This is a genomic window from Chamaesiphon sp. OTE_75_metabat_556 (assembly GCF_031378165.1).
In the GTDB taxonomy this organism is placed as follows: Bacteria; Cyanobacteriota; Cyanobacteriia; order Cyanobacteriales; family Chamaesiphonaceae; genus Chamaesiphon.
This window is the reverse complement of the sequence record NZ_JANNDR010000351.1, coordinates 1-22,577: the sequence shown is the minus strand read 5'-3', so window position 1 is coordinate 22,577 and position 22,577 is coordinate 1. Positions and strand designations below refer to the sequence as shown.

Below are 22,577 nucleotides of genomic sequence, written 5' to 3'. Positions count from 1 at the left end.
GCCACAACCGATCAAGATGCCATAACCGTCAGCACCTTCAACCATGATTTTTTCAACGCTACCGCGCGATAATTCTTTACCGATCCGCTCGCCGAGGGAAAGCATCGCTGCCGACATCGCTGAAGTCCGTTCTTCATCCATAGCACTAGGTAGGCTGGATGCTAGTGGTAAACCGTCGTGGGATACCAAGGCTGCGCCTTGAACATCTGCCGTGCCGGATACAAAATTCTGTAAAATTCCGCCAATTGAACTTACGCCCATGATTTCCTCAGTATGATTAATTAGTTAGTTAGATCGAAATTTGTGAGTTTGATGATTCAGCCGCTATTAAAGCGAGGTGAATTCAAATACATCGTTAGCACCACCGCGCAGGACGGATTCAGTGTGCACACCGCGCAACTTTTTGCCAGTGACTTCGCTCAATGCGCCCCAAACTGCACCCATGGTGAAAGTACATTTGCGATCGGAACCTTGAGGCTCGCCAGCGGAGCAAACAGTTTCGGAACAATAAACTTTGTACGCGTCGCCTTCTTGGACGATTTTGTCAACAGCAGTCAGGTGAGTACCATTAGCACCGACGGCTTCATTTAACTTAGCGGCGATGACGCTGAGATCTTCAGTAGAACCGGACAAACCTAGCTCTTTAGCCAAGTTTTTACCGCGTTCGCGACCAGCAGCAATCAACGCGATCGCCGTGGCTTTTTCGCCTAGAGCTTCTTCCATACCAGTGATCACTGATTTGAAACAAACGATACTGCTGAATTGACCCAATGTTGGGCGACTAGTTAGGGCGTTCGACATATTAATAAATTATTCTGGAACGAGGGATCAGGGGGTTGAAGCTGCTACATCTGAGGCTGCCGGGATTTTCACCATTTGGAGGTGTTAATGGGGAATCTTGACAGACTTAATAAACTAGCTCTAATTATATTGTTCCCACTTCTAAACAGTTGCTAACACCAATTAGAAAATATAATTCAATCTCAAAAAAACACTATGAATTGAAGCCAATAGTAACTCTAAATTATGCTAGAATATGGCTGCCAGTAATCATCATAGAACGTGTCAACTGGCTACTATTGTTAGGCAAGATCGAGTGCGAACGATATTACAAAATGTCTCAATTATTTTTCTTCAAAAATCCCATTAATTTGCCCAAAAATGAAGCAGAAATTGGGGCAGTCGCGGGATGACTGTCAGCAGACTGGTGTTCGATCAATTTGATGATCGCGACTGGTAATATTTCATTTACCAAACCGATCGCACACAGTCGGAAGCCAATCTGTTGCACCCTGTCGATGTTTATCCCCAACTGTTCGGCAATCTTGGCGATCGACAGTTCGCCCAGGGCTAGGTTCCAGACTTTAGATTCTTGACTATCGAGCCGTAGATCTGGCAGTGTTGACGAGACACGCTGGAGCATGGATGTGGGAGCGGGCAATTTGGCACTCAAACTACTCCAATCGCGGAGCATCCGCAGTCCCAATAGCGATACCTCCTTGGCATGTAAACTGATGCCAGTCATCTCGGCATAAATTAAGGGGGCTTGGGGATTGAAGTCAAAGCGGCCGTGATGAATATCACCAAAAAGTTTGCAGATATTTGCCACTACTTGAGCATCAAAAAGTAGACGTAGTTGCGAACTATCGAGCGTGTTGCAAGCTTTGAGGTAAGTACCTAATGGTTGCCCGAGTTTGGTGATATTAATCGACAATCCCGTCAACTGTTCTGGAGATAGCCATTGTCGTTGCTCCATCATCTTGAGCAAGCCGCGATACTCCAATCCGTGTCCATGGCTCACCGACATAATTCGTCCAGTTTGGAACGAGATGTAGTAGGAATTATCTAGCGATCGACTCAAACAGCGATCTGACTCGATCGATAATAAGCCTGTTTTATTGCCATCTTGGACAAAATTAAAGATTTCGGCTAATGAGTATTCCGATAGATAGCCAGTCAGGGACATTTTAAATAGATCTCCAAGATCGCTAAGCATGAGTGGTTGTTTATCGATGTTGAGGCATCTGGGACTGAAATGGGGTGAGGAATGACGGCTCTAATTGTGAGTACTGCCATTGACAAATTGGGATTCGATTGTCTGTGCCGATTCAGCCACAACCAAATCGGCAATCAAAACGCTACCCCCGCGCTATTGTGCCCAAAAATAGGTCGATCTCTAACAGAGTTACCCAAAATAACGTTGTCATTGCCGATCTAAAGTATGATTTTTTTGAGTGGGGCAATTGCAATCAAATCATCTCTTCTAAGTACCCGCTCCCAACTCCTAACTCCCAACTCCATCAAAATCCCCGCCACAAACTGTGAGAATACCTATTCCTCAGTTAATATATAAATGTAAAGTTATATCACTTTAGGCATCGATGGAATTCCTATCACTAGAGACGATCCAGGAACTGGCAAATCAATACGGATATCTCGCGGTCTTTGTAGGCATTCTGTTAGAAAATTTGGGGGTTCCATTACCTGGCGAAACTATCACGATCGTGGGTGGCTTTTTGGCTGGGAGCGGCGAACTAAATTATTGGTTCGTGCTGGGAACTGCGGCGATGGGTGCCTTCATTGGTGGTATCGGTGGTTACTTTGTCGGTAATTACGGCGGCTGGAAGACAATCCTCGCTGTGGCCAAAATCTTTCGCATCCAAGAACTCCAGTTGGAAGAGATTAAGACTAAATTTAGTGACAATGCCGTCCGTGCTGTCTTCTTCGGTCGATTTATTCCCTTAATTCGGATCTTTTCTAGTCCGATGGCCGGAGTCGTTGAGATGCCATTTGGTAAATTTCTTGCGGTAAATCTGGCTGGGGCAATTACTTGGGCGTCCGTGATGACGACATTAGCCTTTTTCGTGGGTCGGATCGTTTCGCTCGAACAGTTACTAGAATGGGTGAGTAAATTTGCCATCTTAGCTCTGTTCATTGCGATCGGGTTTATTGCCGTGCCAATCTGGCTAGAATCTCGCACGCTCAAGTCTGGGGAAGGGGAGTAGGGAGTTGGGAGTTCCGCCCTATAAACTGTAAAATTGACGAGAAGATCGCAACTTAACTGCCTATGAACTGTCATCAATGTGGGGGAACGATCGCCGTAGCCGATCGCTTTTGTGAAGAATGCGGCGTCGATCTGGTGACGAAACCGCAGTCCCCATCGATCGATAATGGGTGTCAAAAGTGCGGTGCGCCATCGCGCAAAATTGATGTCGATCGATACTGCATCGAGTGTGGATTTCGGCAAGTAGCGATCTCGAATGACACGATCGAACTCCAACCCGCACCCAATTTTGCAGGAGCGAGCGATCGCGGACGCAGACACCACCAAAATGAAGATGCGATCGCCCTCAAGTGCGTCGCTCCAGATACATATATTATTGTCGTCTGCGATGGTGTCTCTAGCTCCCAACACCCCGAACTTGCATCCCAAGCTGCCACGACTGCTTGTCTTCAGGGAATCGAACTTGCACTGCAACACCAGACAGAGCCAGCTACTGCCATCGAGATGGGTGTCAGTGCCGCACTCAAAGCCGTTGCCAACATCCCGATCGATCCGACATCCGAGATCGATCCATCCTCGACGACGATCGTCACCGCGATTGTCCACAATCAGATTGCCACCATCGGTTGGTTGGGCGACAGTCGCGCCTACTGGCTCTCGCCAGCCAAATCTGTTCAACTCACCCAAGATGACTCCTGGCTGCGCGATGCGATCGAGTCGGGTACCTACACCCCAGCAGAAGCCGAAGCATCGCCCTACGCCCATGCGATCGTCCGGTGGCTCGGTGCCGATACCGCCGATGATGGCAAACCCAATCTCACTACTTTTAAGATCCCTGGCGATGGTGATCTGCTCCTATGTACCGATGGCTTATGGAATTACGCCCCAGATCCGGCCTACCTCCATCATTTAATTCGACAAGCTCCCGCGTCTGAGAGCTGTTCGATCGTCCGTCACCTCGTTAGCTATGCAAATCAACAAGGTGGGCAGGATAATATTACAGTAGCTATTCTCAAAGGTTAGCAATTAGCCAATTTTCACCTGATCGAGAGCTTTGCTACCCAAATATTCAGTAATTACTCGATCGAAAATCGTAGGTTGAGGACAACAAAACAAAATTATCCTCTCACCTGATGACAATATAGAAGTATTGAAATTGTGTAAAACCTGAATAGTGAAATTCTCCTCACCCGACTAAACCGCCTCACACCTAAAGCCTAATACCTAATACCTCAGCCATGTTTACCGCCGAAGTCTTCCAAAATCCCTACCTCTCTCAAGGTGCCACCCAAGTCAATGCCATCATGACGATTACGACTAGTGGTGAGGGGGCGACAGTGGCAGCACCCAGCGGTCAACGCCTATTCGGGATTATTTGCGATACATCTGGCTCGATGGGCGGCGCGAAGATGATTGCCGCTAAAGAAGCAATCGTCAAGATCATCAATCTGCTCCCCACCGATGCGGCATTTTTTGTGGTCACGGGATCGAGTCGTGCCAAACTACTGATCCCGCTCGTCAACGCCGTACCGGAAAATAAAATGCGCGCGATCTCCCAGGTGAAGGAAATTGCAGCGGGTGGGGGCACACTAATGTCCACTTGGTTGCAGACGGCGGTGGGAGAATTCATGAAAATGCCCCAAGCAATTTGCCAAGCATTGTTACTGACTGACGGCCAGAACGATCCCAATGACGAGCAAAATTTGCTCCAAGTTTTGGACGCCTCTGACGGTAAATTTCAATGCGATTGTCGCGGCGTGGGTACGGATTGGCAAGTCGCCGAATTGCAAAAAATTGCCACGAGATTATTAGGCACGACGGATATTATCTCCTCACCCGATCGCATTGCTGATGACTTCCAATCAATTTTGACCAAAGCGATGGGCAAAACTATCAGTGATGTCAGCCTACGCTTGTGGACGCCGATGGGTGCGAAGGTATTATTTTGCAAACAAGTCAGTCCCGAAATCGTCGATGTCACCAGTCGGGCTAAAGTTGTCAGTGAGCGAATAGTCGATTATCCGACGGGTGCCTGGGGCAGTAATGAGTCTCGCGATTATCATTTTTGCATTCAGATAAATGCGGGGAATGTCGGCGATGAAATGTTGGCCGGGAGAGCGAGTTTGATCACGCAAGCTAACGGCCAAGAAACCAAAATTACCGAAGCCAAAATTCTGGCCACCTGGACAGAAGATGAATCCAAAACTGCCAAAATCGATCGGCGCGTCGCCCATTATACCGGCCAAGCCGAACTCGCCCAATCGATCCAAGAAGGCTTAGAAGCCAGAGCACAAGGTAATATCGAAGTAGCGACCGTCAAGCTGGGCAAGGCCGTCAAACTCGCCCATGATTCCGGTAACGAAGCCACCGCCAAACTGCTGCGCTCCGTCGTCGATGTCGAAGACGCCGCCGCCGGAACAGTCCGCATCAAACGTACGGTAGCTAAAGAAGACGAAATGATGCTAGAGACTCGATCGACCAAAACAGCTAGAATTCAAAAGTAGTGGATGGTGGATAGTGAATAGTGAATAGAGCGGGGAACTTACATTAGAAAGTATCAAAATGCCTGCATGTATTTCATTCATCAAACTCATTACTTATTCCCTTCCACTATCCCTACTGTGTATACACATCTCTGGAAATGGCGAAATTGGTGTGAATCCCCCTAAATCCCCCTTAAAAAGGGGGACTAAGATCCGGATCTGAGCAAGCTTTTTAAGGGGGTTGGGGGATTTAGATCTCAAAACGAAGTCCAGCCGACTTGTGCATACACCGTAGCCACTATCCACTATCCACCATCCACTATTCACTAGATGCACACTTGTCCCAAAGGTCATAATTCAACCGAATCGGATTTTTGCTCTGATTGTGGGGCAAAGATCCTGGGGTTGGGAATAGCTGAAATTGTCTCAAATCCTACTAATAAGACCGTGGCTACTAGTACCCAATCTTTTGCTACGACTCAACCTTGCCCTGACTGTAGCACTCCCCATGAGGCTGATAGCGGCAATTTCTGTGAGATTTGTGGTTATAACTTTCTCAGTGGTGCCAAAGGTGGCGATCCCTTATCTAATTTCCCACCACCGATTCGATCGATAGTTAATGCGCCAACGACTGCGCCAACTCAGCCACCAAGTCAATCCGTTACTGCCTCAATTCCGGCTCCTACCACAGTTAGTAAATGGCAAGCGATCGTCTCGATCGATCCGAGTTTAGCCACCTCCAATAGCCCCACAGCACCCACTCAAGCCCCAATTACGATTAGTTTAAGCCAGTCTACCAATCTGATCGGCAGAACGAGTATCGCGCGTGCCATCCATCCAGAGATTCCATTGGATTTGGATGATGCAGTCTCTTCGCGTCACGCGATTCTCACCCTCCATCCCGATGGATCGCTGATCATGCGGGATATCGGTTCGTCAAATGGCACGATGGTAAATGGCAAAGAAGTCGCCATCATGGCCGATATTCCGATCTCATCTGGGGATGAAATTACTCTCGGACATTGGACGAGAATCAAACTAATCGACCAAATTTAAGCTGGATGGTGACTGGGTTGCTCGATCGTCCGTTTTTCATGAGATCGTCTGGATTTGATCGAGATGTGTAGAATAAGTAGTTCACATCTAATAACTTAACTGAATTACCAACGACGATTGGCAACCTTTCTAATTTAGAGTTGATCGATCTAAGCCAGAACCAACTCACTCATTTACCACAGAGCATTGGCAATCTATCTAAATTAACTTCTCTCAATTTCAAAGATAATCAATTAAGTACCTTGCCAGAGAGCATTGGCAATCTTACCGAACTAACATGCCGCCAACGATGATAAGTTCTGAAGCCGCCATTACCTGGATAAATCATGGCATTCATCCCGACCAATTCTCCGTTCAAACTTAGATTAGTTTGACACTCCAAAACTCCGAATTTGCCAGGGCTTAATCCGATCGCATGGTTCGGATTGTAATTCTTCGAGGATATTTAATGCTCGATCGATCCCTAAATCCAGCTCGCCAGTCAACTCAATTTCTGTCTCAACTCCATGACATTCATAACACCGCAATACCCACGATCGATCGATCGTCTCTGAAGGTTTAAATGCCATCAAAACTAGGTTTTCGGCATGTAAATCGATGAAACTATTAGAATATGCTAAGTCTCTGGTGTCATCTATTTTAGGCTTGGGAGCTAGTTGTACGACTTGCAGCGGTGAATTCAGTTCTAGTCCCGCCCTCACTGTCTGGGCAGCTTGCCAGGTGCCACTGTGGGGATAAATTGCATAGGTAAATTCATGATAGCGGCGATCGGATGTCGGATCTGGCCAGTTGGGGCTGCGGAGTAAGGTGAGTCTCAAATAATCTGTTCCGGCATCGAAGCCATATTTACAATCATTCAGTAGGCTCACGCCATATTCGCCACTGTTATCGGTGAGATCTACCCAGCGGTGCATCGGCAATTCCCACTTCGCTTTCTCGATGGCAGTTTCGGGTTGAGTGGGACGATCGATCGCCCCGCAAGCAGTTTCGGCAGTAGAGATGTCGGCGGTTAGATTGAGAGGGAAGTTGGCTTTAATTAGGACATGTCCGGCTTGCCAATCGACGCTAGTTTTGATGCGAACGATCGGGCTATGGGCAGCTAAGATATAGTCTTGAGTAAATTCACGTCCCGCTAATTCCCTTACCACTCTTACACATTGCTGGATATCACCGATTTCGATCCACTGGATCGATTTTAGTTGACTGGGTGGTAATTGCTTTTCGGCATATTTGGGATCGATATTCCACGCATCCCAGTACTGTCCCGCATCTTGAAAAGCTTGGAGTTGATTTGCGCCAGTAGATGTCAGGATCTGGCGGTTGTTGATGATGTCGTAAATGCTAGCAATATCTCCGGTTTCAGAATTTATTCCTACTTCTACGAATTGGTTTTTAAAAATCAAATCGCTGGAAGCTGGTGTTTCCGTCATGGCTGGTTGAGGTGCTGCGGAGGTGTACCCACCCCGCCCTACGGGCACCCCTCCTTGGAGAGGATCTTCAATCTCAGTAGATGCTAGCCAGAATAAGCGATAACCGACGCTGGGTAAGTTGGTTGCGAGGAATAATATATGTTTGGCAGTGGATTGGCTGGGTAATAAGTTGCCGCCAGCATCAAAGACTTGCCATGCAGATACATTCTCTAGAGAATTTAGGGGGTATTCGACTACTTCGGTTCGTACCCAATTGAGCGAATTAAAAATGACGATCGCAATTGCATTTTGTACTGGTGGGGTGGGGAGTAAAATTCGATCGCAAATCTCACCCAACGCCTGACTAATTATCTGCGTTGTCACGCGTTCGACATCGGCCCAACCCTCATTTGCCGTTACATAGACAGGTTCGATCGCGGTGCCAGGGATGATATCGTGAAATTGATTGAATAATGTCTGCTTCCAGGCTGTCTCGATCTGCAATTGGAGATCTGTGGGATCAGGTTGCTTTGTGACGATACAGGCGATCGACGACCAGAGTTCTGCCTGATATAATAAATCCTCACACTGGCGATTCGATCGCTTTTGATCGGCGTGGGTCGTAAAACAACCGCGATGGAATTCTAGATATAGTTCGTCCTTCCAAACTGGCAATAATTGACTATCGGCCTTACTGGCCAACTTATCCAGATATTTAACCGCTGTCGTAAATTCTAAATTGGGAAAGACATCCGATTGCGACCAGCGATCGGCTAATTCCAACATATCGCGGGTCGGCCCCCCACCATGATCGCCCACCCCAAATAAATAAAGAGCTTCATTTATCCCCGTATGCTGTTGCCAGCAACAGGCATAATCGATCATTTTTAACGGATCGATCCCCTCACCGATCGCCGACGACATCAAACTCAATACTTGGCTACCATCTGGAGACTCCCACCAGAATAATTGATGGGGAAATTGATTGGTATCGTTCCAGAGAAACTTTTGGGTGACGAAGTAGTCGATGCCGCCTTGCTTGAGCAACTGGGGTAATTGCCCGCAAAACCCGAAAGTATCAGGCAGCCATGCCACTCTAGTCAATGCGCCAAATCGCGACTGGTTGTAAGCTTGACCGTAAATAAGCTGCCGCGCGATCGATTCTCCCGAAATTAGGTTCAGATCTGGTTCGATCCACATGCCCCCAACGATTTCCCATTTACCTGCTTGCACCTGCTGACAAATACCGGCAAATACTTCCGGCTGATGGAGTTCCATCCATTCATACAAAGCAGGTGTAGAATGACAAAAAGTCAGATCGGGAAATAATTGCTGTAAACTCAGACTCGATCGAAATGTCCGCTCCGCCGCGTCCCAAGTCTCCGCCACCTCCCACAACCACGCCATATCCAAATGAGCATGTCCCAGCAATTGAATCGTTTCTATCTCACCTAACAATGGAGAAAGCTTAGAAGAAATCCCCTTCTTGGAGGGGTGCCCGTAGGGTGGGGTGGGTAGATCTCCGCCGCAGCCAACAATCGATTTAACTTGGTTTTTAATTTCTAATATATGTGAGATAAACTGACGACTATCTACCTTTAGTAACTCATAATCGATCGAATCAATTATTCCAGCTACTTCGACCAATCGCGCTGCCTGAAAGCTCGCCACCTGCTTTACCATCACCGCCAACTCATCCGCCAACCAGCCCGGTTCGGGAAATGTCGGATCTGCGGACTCAAAAACCAGCCGCGATCGCATCAAAGCACCGATATCGTGGCCAGGACTAACCAATCGCAATCGCACGTCTACAGCCGTTCCAGGCACCACTGCGGACATCAACAATACACGCGGACTGTGGTCGAATAAATCGCCCTCCTGTACCAATTGCCCATCAACAAATACCTGTGCGACCTCTGCCCACCAAGTAAATGCCAACCGACAGGATAGACTAATAACAGGATAACCGTGGAGATCGATCGGCATTACCACCGTTTGCACCAGCCAGATCTCCTGTCGCCCTCGCACCCAAGCAATTTGTCCATTCTCATTCAAGTTTGCTCGCTCCCAAGCATGAGTATCTGCATCAACAGAGCTAGTCCCCAGGCACATCCGCCAATCAGCCAACAGATCGTGCTGACTCAAACTCCGCAGCCGTTGGAGGGCACTCTCGCTCGAAGATACAAAACTTTGCTGGGAATCATTCATAGTTTCGCTAAAATCTTAAGTATTTAAATTAGTTGAGAGTCGATCGTTAATAGTTGACAATAAATTTTTTGTAAAGCAGTAGCACTGAACAATCGCCCTGAACAGCGAATAAATCGCCTGTCATCAAGTAGCAGCCGTATATTCAGCCCTCAACTATCAACTAAACTCCCATGTCTGGAAATTACCAAAGCCGAGTCTTCACTTTTATTCACAAGCGTACCGATCGATTGAAGGATACCTGTGCCAAAGGTTTGCGACATCTCAAGGTAGCCGTAGTTTGGACTGGTCAAATTTTACTCTATCCCATTCAACTACTCGCACAGGCAGCTAAAATATTTCCGCCCCAGCTCGCGCCACCACTAACCAAAAGATCGCTACCGCAGCCAGCTCCCGATATTGACATCGAACACGCTTTAGATCTGGTTGTCGAAGCTGGCTATCCGATTGAGATTGCCGAGCAAGGTGGAGTCGCAACCGTCGATGATTGGTCGGTTATTGATGAAAGTGTCTGGAATACTGGTTATGGGATGACCCCCACCAAAAGCCAGGATGCGATTTATCATCCCCACAGATCCGGTCGAGTCCGATCGAAAAAACCGATCATTCGCGGAATTAGTTCGTTATTAAGCGATCGTCAATTGGTCTTAGTAACTACCGAAAATGAATTATTAGATCTACTCACCATTACCCAACAACAAGAAATTCGCCGCAGAATTGGCATCGATATCGCGATCGGTTGGCATCAATGGCGCGCGAGTCAACTAGAGGCCAGTCAATATCCAACCCAAATATTATCGCACGATCGACCATTCCTAAATGATGAAACTGACGATCGCTGGTTAGAAATCGAAGGCAAGCATCTATCGGCACAATCATTGCTCTCACACAGTGAAATCGATCTCCAAGAACGAGAATTACAACCGCCAACTTTAGGCGATCGCTGGCGGAATTGGGTGCAAAATTTCATTCCCATTCAGTCTAAATCTAGTTTAAATACATTAGAATCAGTACGCGAACTACCAGCTACTAAATACCCATTTACACCCCAACCGCCCAGAATTAATCGGTTCGTAGATCTACCTCAGCTTCCGCCGATCTTTGAGGCTGAACCCAATCCCAGTCAAGACAATTTCGGACGATCTTCGATCGGTGAACTATCGCCAAATTGGCTGACAACTTGGTTTAATTATTATCGAGACTATCTATATATACCCTCGAAAACTGACAGTCAAATTATTCATCAGCCATCAGAATTCAAGTTAGTACCGATCGAGCCAGAACCGCAGAAAGTTCGATACACAGCAATTACTCAGCAACAGGATTCTAGCATCAGTTCGCAAATAACCGATCTCGATCGAGGTGCTAGTAAAATATCCAAGCACGTCACTAGAGATATAGACTTTGCTCCAGATTGGATTGAAGCAGAATCCGAACTAATTGGCTATAGTCGATCGCCACTAGTGAGATTCCTAGCATGGCTCGATCGGATCTTCCTCGCGATCGAAAACTGGCTGATAAAAATCTGGGGAATAATTACTAATAACCCGACTCGTAATTGAAATTGTGGATGAATAATAATATAGCCTACTAACTTAATTTATGTTCAGATCGACCATCACATACAGCAATTTCCTAGATAGGGGAACACGATCTTTCCCGCACTTGTTCGCTCTCCGCGCCCCGCGCCCCGCTTTCTGAAAATTTAACCCCAAATCTCCTCGCCTTTAGGCAACGGGAGTGTCAAAATCAAAGATGTACGCTCAAACATAATTAGCCGTGACAGTCAGAGTTCGCATCGCGCCCAGCCCCACTGGTAACTTACATATTGGTACCGCCCGCACCGCCGTTTTTAACTGGCTCTTTGCCCACCATCATCAGGGTAAATTTATCCTCCGGATTGAGGATACCGATCTAGAACGTTCCAAATCTGAATACACCCAAAATATCCTCGACGGATTGAAGTGGTTGGGCTTGAATTGGGATGAAGGGCCATTATTTCAATCCCAACGCCTAGATTTATATCGCCAGTCGATTCAAACTCTCTTGGCTAATGGTAGTGCTTATCGCTGCTATACCACCACCGCCGAACTCGATGAGCTGCGGGCTACGCAAGAAGCTAATCATCAAGCACCGCGTTATGACAACCGTCATCGCAATCTGACTCCCGAACAAGAAGCCGCCTTTATCGCCGCAGGTCGGCGGCCGGTAATTAGATTTAAGATTGAAGACGAGCGCGAAATTAGTTGGTTAGATTTAGTCCGCGATACAGTTACCTGGAAAGGTAGTGATTTAGGTGGGGATATGGTGATTTCCCGCGCTGCTGACGAACACGAACTCGGACAGCCGCTCTACAATCTCGCCGTCGTCGTCGATGATATCGACATGAAAATTACCCACGTCATTCGCGGCGAGGATCATATTGCCAATACCGCCAAACAGATCCTGTTGTATGAAGGTTTGGGAGTTAAAGTACCGGAATTTGCCCATACGCCCCTGATTTTGAGTGCCGAAGGCAAAAAACTCTCCAAACGCGATGGCGTCACATCGATCGATGATTTCAAACAAATGGGCTATATCGCCCCAGCTTTGGTCAATTATATGACTCTCTTGGGTTGGTCGGCTCCCGATGCTCAGGAGTTATTTACCCTCGACGCAGCCGCCAACCAGTTTGATTTCGAGCGCGTCAACAAGGCTGGAGGCAAATTTGATTGGGATAAACTCAATTGGATTAACAGCCAATACATCCACGCCATGTCCGCCGAGCAACTATTACCAGAATTGATTCCCTACTGGCAAGCTGCGGGTTTTGAGTTCGATCCCGATGCAGATCGCGCTTGGCTACTCCAACTTACTAGCCTCATCGGTGCCAGCCTCGCCCGTCTCGATGAATGCGTCGAAATCAGTCGGACATTTTTCACCGATAGTGTCACCCTCAACGAAGAAGCCGCCGCCAAAGTCACTCAACCAGGTGCCAAAGAAGTGCTCGCCAGTCTTGCCACTGCGATCAAAGCCAAGCCAGATCTGAACGAGAGCGAAGTCCAGGAGCTAATCAAACAAGTCACCAAAGAGCAAAACGTTAAAAAAGGCTTGGTGATGCAAAGTCTTCGTGCCGCCCTCACTGGCGAAGTTCATGGCTCCGATCTGATCCAATCCATCCTGCTATTGCACCAACATCAATTAGCAGTACCCAGAATCGATCGAATTTTGGGCTAAACAAGACTGGGTAACAGGTTAATTATGTAGGGGTATCCCCTTGTGGGTACCCTGAGATCTCCGCTAATTACTAATATTTCCGCATTGGTGCAAGATGTGAGTGTATCCATTTACAGCACATCTCGATCGGGTAGATTCATGAGCATCAAATATTTATCGACAACACTATTAATTCTAGCGGGACTATTCATCAGCACTAGCTCCAGTCAAGCACAGACAGATGGCTCCTCCACTCAAACTTTCACAGTCGGGGAAGGTGCGGTCAATAATACCAATAACCAAAGTAATACCAATCAAAATAATAATCTCAGCAACGGCGGTCAGAGCAATATTCAGCAGACTACTTATAATTATCCCTACACGCCATTGAGTCCCAACATTCAAAATCCAGTCAATACTGAAAATGACTTTGGTCTCAATCTCGGCGGCGCGCTCAATACCTATGACGGTAGGAATATGACCTTATATCTAGGGATTACCTATCAACCAGGGCGCACCGACGATCACAATGCTCGGATGGCCAAATTGAAGTCAGAAACCCAGTTATTGGAATCCCAAAAACAGACTTCGCAAACTCAATTAGAGCTACTCAAAAAACAAGTTATAGAGCAAGAACTGAGACTGAAAAGAATGCAATCTAGCGGCCAAGTTACACCGAGACAATCTAAATTTATGTTTTAGTTAAAATTTCGATCGCCTGTGGCAAGATTAAATGCTCTTGAATCTGCACCCGTGCGTGCAAAGTTGCTGCGGTATCATCGGGTAAAACTGGCACGGCAGCCTGGACGAGAATCGGCCCAGTATCTACTTCCAGCCTGACTAGATGTACCGTACAGCCAGTAATCTTGACCCTTGCCGCCAGCGCTTGCTCGATCGCGTGAATGCCAGGAAAACTGGGTAATAAACTAGGGTGAATATTGATGAGGCGATCGACAAAAGCATCAATAAGCACTTGGGTAATCACCCGCATCCAACCCGCCATCACTACGCATTGCACCTGATGAGCCTGAAAAATGGTGACAATTGCCAGATCGAGAGCCTCACGGCTGGGATAATCGCGATGATCGAGAAATACGGTGGGAATCCCACGCTGTTGCGCCCGATCGATCGCCTTGATTCCGGGTTTATTATGAATCAGTACGGCGATCTTGGCATTGAGCTGGCCACTTTCAATCGATCGGGCGACAGCTTCAAAGTTACTACCACTCCCCGATGCCATCACGCCTAAAATTAACGGGGGACGTGTGGCGATTTCCGTTGTCGGTAGCGGCGAAACTAAGCTAGGAGTATCGATCGTTGATGGGTGCATGAGAGAAGCGTACAGAGTACCTGAGTCGATGTGTCGATCCTAGATTATTGATCGATTTAGCCAGATTTTCGACACTCGATCAATTTTAGTTACATTGACTCAGGAAATATAGTGGGTAGCACTGCTCACTCGATCGATCTGAGCCAGACTAAGACATTAGACCTCCTGCAAAAGTATCACACGATCGAATAAGTAATCTTAGCTGGCAATCCCGCTCGCGAGATCGTTAATTCTGATCGCCACCGATCTTCAGTTTGGGCGATCGTTTTCACACTAGTATTAATTTGGACTAGACTCGCTTTCGTACCTTTGCGTTGAAATGTCATTTGACATATTTATGGTTGTGATGCTGGTGGTGGCGACGGTGCCTCGCTAGGAACTATTCCCGGTATGGGTGGTTCAGCGGGTGGCGTAGGTGGAGAATTACGCTTGGATACCAACCAACCCCCAGTCAAGATCGCGGCCAGTAAAGCTAACCCGATCGCCCCTAATACTAACGGGTTTTTCCCAGTTGGTGCTGACTTATCTCGATCGATGAGGCTCCGCTGGTTGCTGTCTGCGCTACTAGATTCGGGACTACTGAGCAACAGTGTATCGGATTGAACAAAACTAGTGGGACTGGCTGGAAAATCTTGCAGCAGGGTGCTTTGTCCGGCCTCTACGGGTTGCTTGACTTGACAATGAACGAGGGCAACTGTGGCGTTGTCATGACCATTATGGGTATTGGCCATATTGATCGTCCGTTGACAGGCAGTTGCTAAATCCACCTTACCTTCCAGCACGGGCAGAATTTCGGTTTGCCAGTATTGATCGACCCGATCGCGATCGCTCACACCGTCAGAACACAATAAGAAAATACATTCTTCATCGACGATCGTCCGGCGAATATTCGGATGGAGCGAAGTAGAAGAATTCATCCCCAAAGCTTGAAATAACGAACCCGAACCATTAATTCCCAGGGCTTCGCGGTAGACGATCCCGCTGAGGCGGACTTCTCTAGTGGCTAGATCGTCATCTAAAGTCATTTGGTGACAGCCCGTGCGGGTGATCCGATAGAGGCGACTGTCACCGATATGGGCGAAGTAAGCCTCATGCCCGTAGATCAGGCTCATGACCATCGTCGTCCCCATCCGTTCGCGTTCTTGGCGATTTTCGCTATCGTTGCGGAGACTAATCTGATCGTTAGCGACACAGGTAGAATTTTCAATTTGAATGGCAATGCTATCGGGATAGCGATTTTCAGGCTTGTCGAGGACGCTTTCGATCCGGCGGTGAATGGTATCGATCGCCAGACTAGAAGCAACTTCTCCGCCCTGATGCCCGCCGACGCCATCGCAGACGATCGTCAGACTCAGATCGTAGCCCGTATTTTGATACAGGCGATCGCCGCTGGGTGGGTAGCAAGCATCTTCATTTTGCGCTCGGGTCGGGCCGGTATGAGTCTGGGTAATATAGTTACAGTTGAGAAATTGCTTTTGGCCGACGGTTCGCAAGGCTTCATCCAAGATCGCGATCGCTTGGGTAGCAGTGGTAATATCGCCAGAAATGAGTCGATCGCACAGTTTTTCCAAGGTTTGGGCGATACCCATCCGCGCCTGTTTTTGCCATAGTTTCCAGACTTTGCCTAGTTCGGCTAACTTGGGTGGCGTATCGCCATTGGGCATAAACTCGATCGCCCGTAATAATCCGCCTTCGACACGGAGCAACTCTGGGTGTAAGAGGGTGCGATTTACGCCTTCGACCTGCATTGCGTCCCACAGATTTGCGATTTGCCACAACCAATTGAGTTGGCGCATCGAACCAGCAGTTTTCCAGCTTTCGCTGATCTCGGGCATGACTCGCCCTGCAAATGCCGCACCCAAACCTTCGCTATAAATCGGGGCTTTTTCTAACAACCACAGCGTCGTCGTGCGTCGTCCCGATCGATTGTAGGGAATCGAGCCATACACCTGCGGAATGTGAGGACGGTGCCCGACCAGCCGCAGATAAGGCGTAATATATTCGGGCACTTTATCGACTTCTGGTTGCCAACCCGGCTTGGTATCGAGCAACACCCGATTATTTACGACGAGATAGCGATTATTGGCCAACATCTGACCGATCTTCAAGCTCAGAACATCTTCGCCCACCGCCCACAAATAAACTTTGGGGATGGCCGTCCGGCAATGAGCACAAAAATTGTGACTCACGGGATTCGGAGCCTGACACTCAGGATTTTGGCAGACAATTTTGGCCACTAGTTGGTTAGTCATGGGGTTGGGGTTGATCCAGTCAGCCGATAGTTTACGCGATCGTGGCAAGTCAGGCGTACTGCTTGAGGTAGTAATAATGAAACAATCGGTTAATCTTGACTATATTGACGCTGGCATCTGGCCAGGTCATAGTGGCGATGTTCGAGATCGGGACGATCATGTGAAATGTCTTCAATCCAAATTTTAACCTGCGATCGCTTACTAATATCTGGACATTAGTAAAATCAATCCGCATATCTTATAAATACCCACAATCGCAGCTTGTCAAACATCTTGATCCCAAAAAAGTGGGGATTTATTGCGGGTTAGTAGCTGCTAATATCTGGATATCCGTAAAGATCGATCCGTAGATCTCATAAATACCCATGCTCGAAGCTTGTCAAACACCTTTGCCCCTAAAAAGTGGAGATTTGTTGCGGGTCATCGCTCCGAGTGGGCGGTTGCGCGATCGCACAGCCTTCGATCGAGGTATTGCCATTTGGCGCGATCGCGGTTATCGAGTGGAAGTTGCGGCGGAAGTGACGCAGGCGTGGGGGTATCTAGCGGGTAATGATGTCACCCGGCGCACCCAATTAGCAGATGCTTGGGCAGATCCAGAGTGTCGGGCAATTTTGTGCGCGCGGGGCGGTTATGGCGGGATGCGGTTATTAGAAGATTGGCAGTGGCCGCAGATCGATCAACCCAAGTGGCTGCTCGGTTTTTCAGATATTACCGCACTATTATGGAGTCTCTCCCAGCAAGGCATTGCGGGCATACATGGGCCATTAATTACTACTCTAGCAGACGAACCAGACTGGTCGCGAGATCGCCTCTTTAGCTTGGTAACTGGGCAACCCATCCCAACATTACAAGGGGAGAGCTGGATTGGCAATGTCGCCACCGGACGCTTGTTCCCTTGCAATCTCACCGTCGCTACCCATCTGCTCGGCACCCCATTGCAGCCCAATTTGGCTGGCGCAATTTTGGCGATCGAAGACGTCACCGAAGCACCCTATCGGATCGATCGTTTGCTCACCCATTGGCGACTGACAGGGGCACTATCAAAGCTGGCCGGAATCGCGATCGGCAGATTCAGTCAATGCGATCCCCCTGATTCAGTTTCTAGCTTTACAGTAGAAGAAGTCCTGCGCGATCGACTCACCGATCTCCAAATCCCGATCGTCGCCAATCTCCCCTTCGGACACGACGGCCATAACGCCGCTCTGCCCGTAGGTGTTGCAGCAATTTTAGACGGTAACACTGGCGAATTAAAAATAGTCGGTAAGTAGATTGGGTTAATATTACCTACTCTTAACACAGCCTAAGTGTATTCACTATTTACTATCCCCTACTCTCTATCCCCTATCCCCTAACCCCTAAATGACCGGACAAGAACTCAGAGAAATCATCATCGCCAAATGGGGGTATTCATATGACGTCCAGATGAAGAAGACTCCCACCAAAATCTATTTACAAGTGATGTGGAAATATCAAGAACAAGCTTCTTTCCCACTATCTGAAGCAGACTATCTTGCTCATTTAGATACCGTTGGTTCTTATTTAGCGGCGATGGGTACTGTCGAACAAATTCAAAAGTTTATCGAGAAAACTACCGAACGACCGCGATTGGGAAAAGCTGTTAGTATTTTGCTCGATTTAGGCGATCGTGCCTCAGAGTGGTTATTGTAATCGATAACATTATCGTGTAAATTTAAAGATCGATCGTCTGAAAATTTAAATATCAATTCTAAAGTAATCGATCGATCTCAACCGATAACCCAGGAAAGAGATCGTCGGTAATGATGCTATTTTCCATATAAGTTTTGGGGGCGCGATCGGGATAAAATACCGTCACGCTTTTCGCTTCTGGATCGACCACCCATACTTGCAAGACACCCCCAGTTAAATAATAACCAGCCTTTTGAGTCATTTGTCCAAAGGTTTGTCCAGGTGAGATAATTTCGACTGCGAGTTCGGGGGGGACTGGACAAGCCGTATTTTCATTCCAACTTTCTGACAATCGATCGAAGGAAACATAAATTAGGTCGGGTACGGGTGTAAAATCTTGACGGAGATCGAACGCCCATTCTATTTCGGCACGGCCGCGATCTCTAGACCATTCTTCTAATATATTCAGAATCCGACGAGCCGCGCGGGCGTGGAAATATTTAGGGGACATTTTAGGTACTGCGACGCCATCGATTAATTCATAGGTGCGATCGCTAGCATCAGCTAACGCCCAAAATTCTACCTTAGTCAGTTTTTTTGTTGTACTTGCGAGCATAGTAATAGCGATCGAGTTAGATCGATTCTATTCTAACAAGATCTAAGCTAACAACATAGATCGCTAATGGGTAATCGATCGTCAATAAAAAAGACAGGGTAGTTGAGAACTCCCTGTCTTTTCGATCGAACTAGCTTAAGCTAATTTGAAATTTAAGTTAACTAGACTTTCGCAGCTACTTTGGCCTGAGCCGTTAAATGCTCGTAAGTTGCTCTCATTTTCAGCCCAACCATCACTTGGAATAAACCAGTACCATTATTGGAACCAGGATACTCGCGATGTTGGAGCAGCAGGCTGGTCATTTCACCTTTGTGCTTGGTAGAAATATTGCTCAGATGGCTCTCGATATAGCTTACTTGTTCCAGGTTACCCAGTTGACCATCGAGTTCCAGGACAGAGACAGGGTTGCCATAGTAAGTATCGGGACCGTAGAACATCTTGATGCCTGGATACTCACAAGTCAGTTTCCGGCCACATGGTCGCCAGTGGATGGTCGAACCTTCGTCGAATAGATACACGGGATCGAAATCAGACACGCCTTCGCGCTGCATCAAGCGCACCCGCAGTAGCTTGCTTTCTTTGTCCTTGACCAGTTCGGTGGGTAGTACTTGGATGACGACATCAGCATGACCGCGTTGTGGCTCAATATATGCCTCAAAGTCGGGACGACGAGATTCGATCGCCGCCAAGACATCATCGTAGCTATGACCGCGCTCGGCCATATCGCGCTGAATTTTCCAGGCGATTTTGACATCATCAGTGATATCTAGATAAACGCTAAAATCGAGCAAGCCTCTAACTCTCTCGTCATAGAGCGGATGTAAGCCTTCAACCACGATGACATGATTGGGTTCTACTTTCTCTGGCGGGTCGATCAAACCCGTCTCATGGTTGTAGATCGGCTTGTCAATGGTCTGACCGCTCTTGAGTGCCTTGATTTGTTCATACATCAAATCGAAATTATTCGCACGCGGATCGAGTGCAGTCACTTTTTGCTCTTTCCGTTGGTACCGATCGAGACTATGGTAGTCATCCAAACAGATTACCGTTACAAAATCCTCCCCAAACAAGTCGATAATCCGTTGTAAAAACGTTGACTTACCGCAGCCGGAATCTCCAGCAACCCCAATTATCACCACACGATCCACCTTACTGGTCATAGCTATCCTCTTATATCCAAATTCTTTTGTAAGTATCTAAATCCTATTGCTTTGAAATAAAATTTTACCTCAATCCGTCATAGCTGATTAAACTAGATATGGATCAAATTTCCATGCTTGCAGCATTGCCAGCCGGAAAAATGATTTTGGTCGATACTGGTGCAATTATTATCGCTCGAATCGGGCTATGAGCGCGATCGGCAAAGTAGAAAAATTGTGCGCCCCATTACACTTTATAACGATATCTACCGGATAGATTAATTATTTCCAGCTCAGTCAAATCGCGGATGTTTGTGATGTAAAACTGTACCCAGCAAACATTATAGCTTGATCGGGTGCAATTCGATCCTCCCTGAGATCGATTGCCTTGCCGTCCAGACAACTCTGCGGTCGCCGTTGGCGGAGCCTTGCCTTTGGCACGAGCATCGAGTCTAGGCGGTACCATCGAGAATTAACAATTTTGACGATCGGGCAATGCACCCTTGTGCAATGGGGCGGAGCTACTGTATTCTGGCTGGAATATGTCTAGATCGTGCAAGCCATCTGCATCCTGGTTGTAAGACTGGGAGATATCCCCGTCAACGCGATCGCGAAAAACGGTACTAACGGGTGATATCTGAAGTAAGTAAAGTTATAATGACACCTATTATTTGGGGTTCGGAGATATAAAATAGCAATGTATAATCCAAGTCTAGTCGGTAATGCTGGTAACTCACTAGCCAACAATCGTCTGTTTATCTATGAAGTCGTCGGTCTCCGCGACAGTCAATCTGCCGATAGCACCAATAGTAAAATTCGTCGTAGTGGGAGCTTGTTTATTACCGTTCCTTATCAGCGGATGAACCAGGAAATGCGTCGGATTGCCAGTATGGGCGGCAAGATCCTGAGCATTCGTCCCTTTTCAGCCGCAGCCGAGCCACAAACCTCCGTCGCCAATAGCCAACCCGCTCAAATCGAGTCGGAAGTCAAAATAGAAACGCTACCTGCCGCCGCAGCTCCCAAAAAACATGCTGATGTACCGGTAAATATCTATCGTCCGAATGCGCCATTCGTCGGTAAATGCGTCGCCAATGATGGGCTACTGGGTGAAGGCGGCATCGGCATGGTTCAACATGTCAAATTCGATATCTCGGCTGGCGATTTGCGGTACTTTGAAGGCCAAAGTATCGGCATTATCCCGCCTGGTAAAGATCATAAGGGCAAGCCTAACAAAATCCGCCTCTACTCGATCGCCAGTACCCGTCACGGCGATAATGTCGATGACAAAACTGTTTCCCTGTGCGTCCGCAAATTAGAGTACAAAGATGAGAAAACTGGCAAGGAAGTAGAAGGCGTCTGTTCGACTTTCCTGTGCAATCTCAAACCTGGTGATGACGTCCAAATCACTGGACCCACTGGCAAAGAGATGCTCTTGCCCGAAGATCCCGAAGCCAACATCATCATGATGGCTACCGGCACCGGCATCGCACCATTCCGTGCCTACTTATGGCGGATGTTCAAAGACAACGAACGTCATGCCAATCCCGACTACCAATTCCGAGGTTTAGCGTGGTTGGTATTTGGTGTCGCTACTACCCCCAATGTCCTGTACAAAGGCGAACTCGAAGAAATTCAGCACAAATATCCTGACAACTTCAAGCTCTCTTATGCGATCAGTCGCGAACAGAAAAACGCAGAGGGTGGCAAAATGTACATCCAAGATCGGATCGCCGAAAACGCTGACGAACTCTGGTCTTTGATTCAGCAAGAGAAAACCCATGTGTATATCTGCGGACTCAAAGGCATGGAAACAGGCATCGATGCCGCGCTAACTACTGCCGCAATTAAGTCTGATGTCAAGTGGGCTGAGTATCGTTCACAGATGAAACGTGCTGGTCGTTGGCACGTGGAAACCTACTAGGATTTAGGGAGTAGAAGGTAGAGAGTCGCAGGGTCGAGAGTCAGTCGTAATGTTAAGAATTATTTCCTACTTGCTACCTTCTCCCCTCTACCTTTTGTGCGATCGAGAGTAACTGTTAATTACGAATTATTTTCCTACCCTCTCACCGCTACCTGTTACCCTCTATTCCTATGGTAAAATTGCATATAAACCGAGCAAACTTTAAGGTAAGAAGGATTGAGCCATGTCGTCAGCAGTAGAAGTTACAGACGGTTCTTTTAAAGAGGATGTTCTCGATAGTGAGATTCCAGTATTAGTAGATTTTTGGGCACCTTGGTGCG

The 22,577-nt window shown here is 47.6% G+C and carries 22 protein-coding genes; 12 read left to right on the top strand and 10 right to left on the bottom strand.

Annotated features, from left to right (window positions below; all coding sequences use genetic code 11):
* The 3 genes from RMO27_RS14310 to RMO27_RS14300 form a co-directional block, all read right to left on the bottom strand.
* Positions 1–261 (bottom strand): roadblock/LC7 domain-containing protein (locus tag RMO27_RS14310; RefSeq protein ID WP_309733631.1); only part of this gene is annotated, 261 nt, incomplete at its 3' end.
* Positions 262–327: 66 nt separating this feature from the next.
* Complete coding sequence (locus tag RMO27_RS14305) at positions 328–801, bottom strand: hydrocarbon-binding protein (RefSeq protein WP_396133716.1); 474 nt, start codon at positions 799–801, stop codon at positions 328–330.
* Between the two features lie 319 nt (positions 802–1,120).
* Positions 1,121–1,966, bottom strand: a complete 846-nt coding sequence (locus RMO27_RS14300) for a DUF4388 domain-containing protein (RefSeq protein WP_309733627.1) — start codon at positions 1,964–1,966, stop codon at positions 1,121–1,123.
* Positions 1,967–2,381: 415 nt separating this feature from the next.
* On the opposite strand from RMO27_RS14300, the gene RMO27_RS14295 reads away from it, so the two are divergent.
* From RMO27_RS14295 to RMO27_RS23885, 5 genes are all read left to right on the top strand, one after another.
* Entirely contained in the window at positions 2,382–3,005 is a 624-nt protein-coding gene (locus RMO27_RS14295; RefSeq protein WP_309733624.1) for a DedA family protein, read from the top strand.
* 62 nt (positions 3,006–3,067) lie between these two features.
* Entirely contained in the window at positions 3,068–4,027 is a 960-nt protein-coding gene (locus tag RMO27_RS14290) for a protein phosphatase 2C domain-containing protein (RefSeq protein ID WP_309733622.1), read from the top strand.
* A 215-nt stretch (positions 4,028–4,242) separates the two neighbouring features.
* On the top strand, positions 4,243–5,508 hold the full coding sequence (locus tag RMO27_RS14285) for a VWA domain-containing protein (RefSeq protein WP_309733620.1): 1,266 nt from the start codon (positions 4,243–4,245) through the stop codon (positions 5,506–5,508).
* A gap of 426 nt (positions 5,509–5,934) precedes the next feature.
* Positions 5,935–6,543, top strand: coding sequence for an FHA domain-containing protein (locus RMO27_RS14280; protein WP_309733618.1), 609 nt, complete (start codon positions 5,935–5,937; stop codon positions 6,541–6,543).
* A gap of 116 nt (positions 6,544–6,659) precedes the next feature.
* Positions 6,660–6,836, top strand: a complete 177-nt coding sequence (locus tag RMO27_RS23885) for a hypothetical protein (RefSeq protein ID WP_396133717.1) — start codon at positions 6,660–6,662, stop codon at positions 6,834–6,836.
* Here RMO27_RS23885 and RMO27_RS14275 read toward each other — a convergent pair.
* Both RMO27_RS14275 and RMO27_RS14270 read right to left on the bottom strand, forming a co-directional pair.
* The gene (locus RMO27_RS14275) at positions 6,773–6,901 is read right to left on the bottom strand and encodes a hypothetical protein (RefSeq protein ID WP_309733616.1); all 129 of its coding nucleotides are present in this window, start codon (positions 6,899–6,901) and stop codon (positions 6,773–6,775) included. The genes RMO27_RS23885 and RMO27_RS14275 overlap by 64 nt on opposite strands.
* Positions 6,902–6,908: 7 nt before the next feature.
* Positions 6,909–10,160, bottom strand: a complete 3,252-nt coding sequence (locus RMO27_RS14270; protein WP_309733614.1) for an alpha-mannosidase — start codon at positions 10,158–10,160, stop codon at positions 6,909–6,911.
* A 170-nt stretch (positions 10,161–10,330) separates the two neighbouring features.
* Between RMO27_RS14270 and RMO27_RS14265 the strand changes: the two genes are divergently transcribed.
* The 3 genes from RMO27_RS14265 to RMO27_RS14255 all read left to right on the top strand — a co-directional run bounded on the left by RMO27_RS14265 (position 10,331) and on the right by RMO27_RS14255 (position 14,054).
* Positions 10,331–11,719 carry a hypothetical protein gene (locus tag RMO27_RS14265; protein ID WP_309733612.1) on the top strand — a complete coding sequence of 463 codons (1,389 nt, stop codon included), beginning with the start codon at positions 10,331–10,333 and terminating at the stop codon, positions 11,717–11,719.
* Between the two features lie 217 nt (positions 11,720–11,936).
* Positions 11,937–13,373 carry a glutamate--tRNA ligase gene (gltX, locus tag RMO27_RS14260; RefSeq protein WP_309733610.1) on the top strand — a complete coding sequence of 479 codons (1,437 nt, stop codon included), beginning with the start codon at positions 11,937–11,939 and terminating at the stop codon, positions 13,371–13,373.
* 138 nt (positions 13,374–13,511) lie between these two features.
* Positions 13,512–14,054, top strand: coding sequence for a hypothetical protein (locus RMO27_RS14255; protein ID WP_309733608.1), 543 nt, complete (start codon positions 13,512–13,514; stop codon positions 14,052–14,054).
* On the opposite strand, the gene purN is transcribed toward RMO27_RS14255, so the two are convergent.
* The 3 genes from purN to RMO27_RS14240 form a co-directional block, all read right to left on the bottom strand.
* Entirely contained in the window at positions 14,044–14,682 is a 639-nt protein-coding gene (purN, locus tag RMO27_RS14250) for a phosphoribosylglycinamide formyltransferase (RefSeq protein WP_309733606.1), read from the bottom strand. The two genes, RMO27_RS14255 and purN, sit on opposite strands and share 11 nt — an antisense overlap.
* A 176-nt stretch (positions 14,683–14,858) precedes the next feature.
* Positions 14,859–15,008: a hypothetical protein gene (locus tag RMO27_RS14245; protein ID WP_309733604.1), complete on the bottom strand. Its 150-nt coding sequence runs from the start codon at positions 15,006–15,008 to the stop codon at positions 14,859–14,861.
* Between the two features lie 9 nt (positions 15,009–15,017).
* Positions 15,018–16,934, bottom strand: coding sequence for a protein phosphatase 2C domain-containing protein (locus RMO27_RS14240; RefSeq protein ID WP_309733602.1), 1,917 nt, complete (start codon positions 16,932–16,934; stop codon positions 15,018–15,020).
* Positions 16,935–17,299: 365 nt separating this feature from the next.
* Here RMO27_RS14240 and RMO27_RS14235 point away from each other — a divergent pair, with 365 nt between their 5' ends.
* Together RMO27_RS14235 and RMO27_RS14230 are read left to right on the top strand one after the other, a co-directional pair.
* Complete coding sequence (locus RMO27_RS14235) at positions 17,300–18,202, top strand: LD-carboxypeptidase (RefSeq protein ID WP_309733600.1); 903 nt, start codon at positions 17,300–17,302, stop codon at positions 18,200–18,202.
* A gap of 91 nt (positions 18,203–18,293) precedes the next feature.
* Positions 18,294–18,602 (top strand): DUF3067 family protein, encoded by a 309-nt coding sequence (locus RMO27_RS14230; RefSeq protein WP_309733598.1) that lies wholly within the window; start codon positions 18,294–18,296, stop codon positions 18,600–18,602.
* A gap of 58 nt (positions 18,603–18,660) precedes the next feature.
* On the opposite strand, the gene RMO27_RS14225 is transcribed toward RMO27_RS14230, so the two are convergent.
* Entirely contained in the window at positions 18,661–19,197 is a 537-nt protein-coding gene (locus RMO27_RS14225) for a Uma2 family endonuclease (protein ID WP_309733596.1), read from the bottom strand.
* 161 nt (positions 19,198–19,358) lie between these two features.
* Positions 19,359–20,357 carry a phosphoribulokinase gene (locus tag RMO27_RS14220; protein ID WP_309733594.1) on the bottom strand — a complete coding sequence of 333 codons (999 nt, stop codon included), beginning with the start codon at positions 20,355–20,357 and terminating at the stop codon, positions 19,359–19,361.
* A gap of 676 nt (positions 20,358–21,033) precedes the next feature.
* On the opposite strand from RMO27_RS14220, the gene petH reads away from it, so the two are divergent.
* Together petH and RMO27_RS14210 are read left to right on the top strand one after the other, a co-directional pair.
* A complete protein-coding gene (gene petH / locus RMO27_RS14215; RefSeq protein WP_309733592.1) occupies positions 21,034–22,257 on the top strand; it encodes a ferredoxin--NADP reductase in 1,224 nt (407 codons plus the stop codon).
* Between the two features lie 223 nt (positions 22,258–22,480).
* The coding region (locus tag RMO27_RS14210; RefSeq protein ID WP_309733633.1) for a thioredoxin domain-containing protein at positions 22,481–22,577 on the top strand (97 nt) is incomplete at its 3' end.

Excerpts from the sequence above, each read along its gene's own strand:
- RMO27_RS14225 (WP_309733596.1), bottom strand. The coding sequence starts at position 19,197 with ATGCTCGCAAGTACAACAAAAAAACTGACTAAGGTAGAATTTTGGGCG.
- RMO27_RS14265 (WP_309733612.1), top strand. The coding sequence starts at position 10,331 with ATGTCTGGAAATTACCAAAGCCGAGTCTTCACTTTTATTCACAAGCGT.
- RMO27_RS14230 (WP_309733598.1), top strand. The coding sequence starts at position 18,294 with ATGACCGGACAAGAACTCAGAGAAATCATCATCGCCAAATGGGGGTAT.
- petH (WP_309733592.1), top strand. The coding sequence starts at position 21,034 with ATGTATAATCCAAGTCTAGTCGGTAATGCTGGTAACTCACTAGCCAAC.
- purN (WP_309733606.1), bottom strand. The coding sequence starts at position 14,682 with ATGCACCCATCAACGATCGATACTCCTAGCTTAGTTTCGCCGCTACCG.
- RMO27_RS14285 (WP_309733620.1), top strand. The coding sequence starts at position 4,243 with ATGTTTACCGCCGAAGTCTTCCAAAATCCCTACCTCTCTCAAGGTGCC.
- RMO27_RS14305 (WP_396133716.1), bottom strand. The coding sequence starts at position 801 with ATGTCGAACGCCCTAACTAGTCGCCCAACATTGGGTCAATTCAGCAGT.
- RMO27_RS14235 (WP_309733600.1), top strand. The coding sequence starts at position 17,300 with ATGCTCGAAGCTTGTCAAACACCTTTGCCCCTAAAAAGTGGAGATTTG.
- RMO27_RS14295 (WP_309733624.1), top strand. The coding sequence starts at position 2,382 with ATGGAATTCCTATCACTAGAGACGATCCAGGAACTGGCAAATCAATAC.
- RMO27_RS14240 (WP_309733602.1), bottom strand. The coding sequence starts at position 16,934 with ATGACTAACCAACTAGTGGCCAAAATTGTCTGCCAAAATCCTGAGTGT.
- RMO27_RS14270 (WP_309733614.1), bottom strand. The coding sequence starts at position 10,160 with ATGAATGATTCCCAGCAAAGTTTTGTATCTTCGAGCGAGAGTGCCCTC.
- RMO27_RS14290 (WP_309733622.1), top strand. The coding sequence starts at position 3,068 with ATGAACTGTCATCAATGTGGGGGAACGATCGCCGTAGCCGATCGCTTT.
- RMO27_RS14300 (WP_309733627.1), bottom strand. The coding sequence starts at position 1,966 with ATGTCCCTGACTGGCTATCTATCGGAATACTCATTAGCCGAAATCTTT.
- RMO27_RS14245 (WP_309733604.1), bottom strand. The coding sequence starts at position 15,008 with ATGACATTTCAACGCAAAGGTACGAAAGCGAGTCTAGTCCAAATTAAT.
- RMO27_RS14220 (WP_309733594.1), bottom strand. The coding sequence starts at position 20,357 with ATGACCAGTAAGGTGGATCGTGTGGTGATAATTGGGGTTGCTGGAGAT.
- RMO27_RS14255 (WP_309733608.1), top strand. The coding sequence starts at position 13,512 with ATGAGCATCAAATATTTATCGACAACACTATTAATTCTAGCGGGACTA.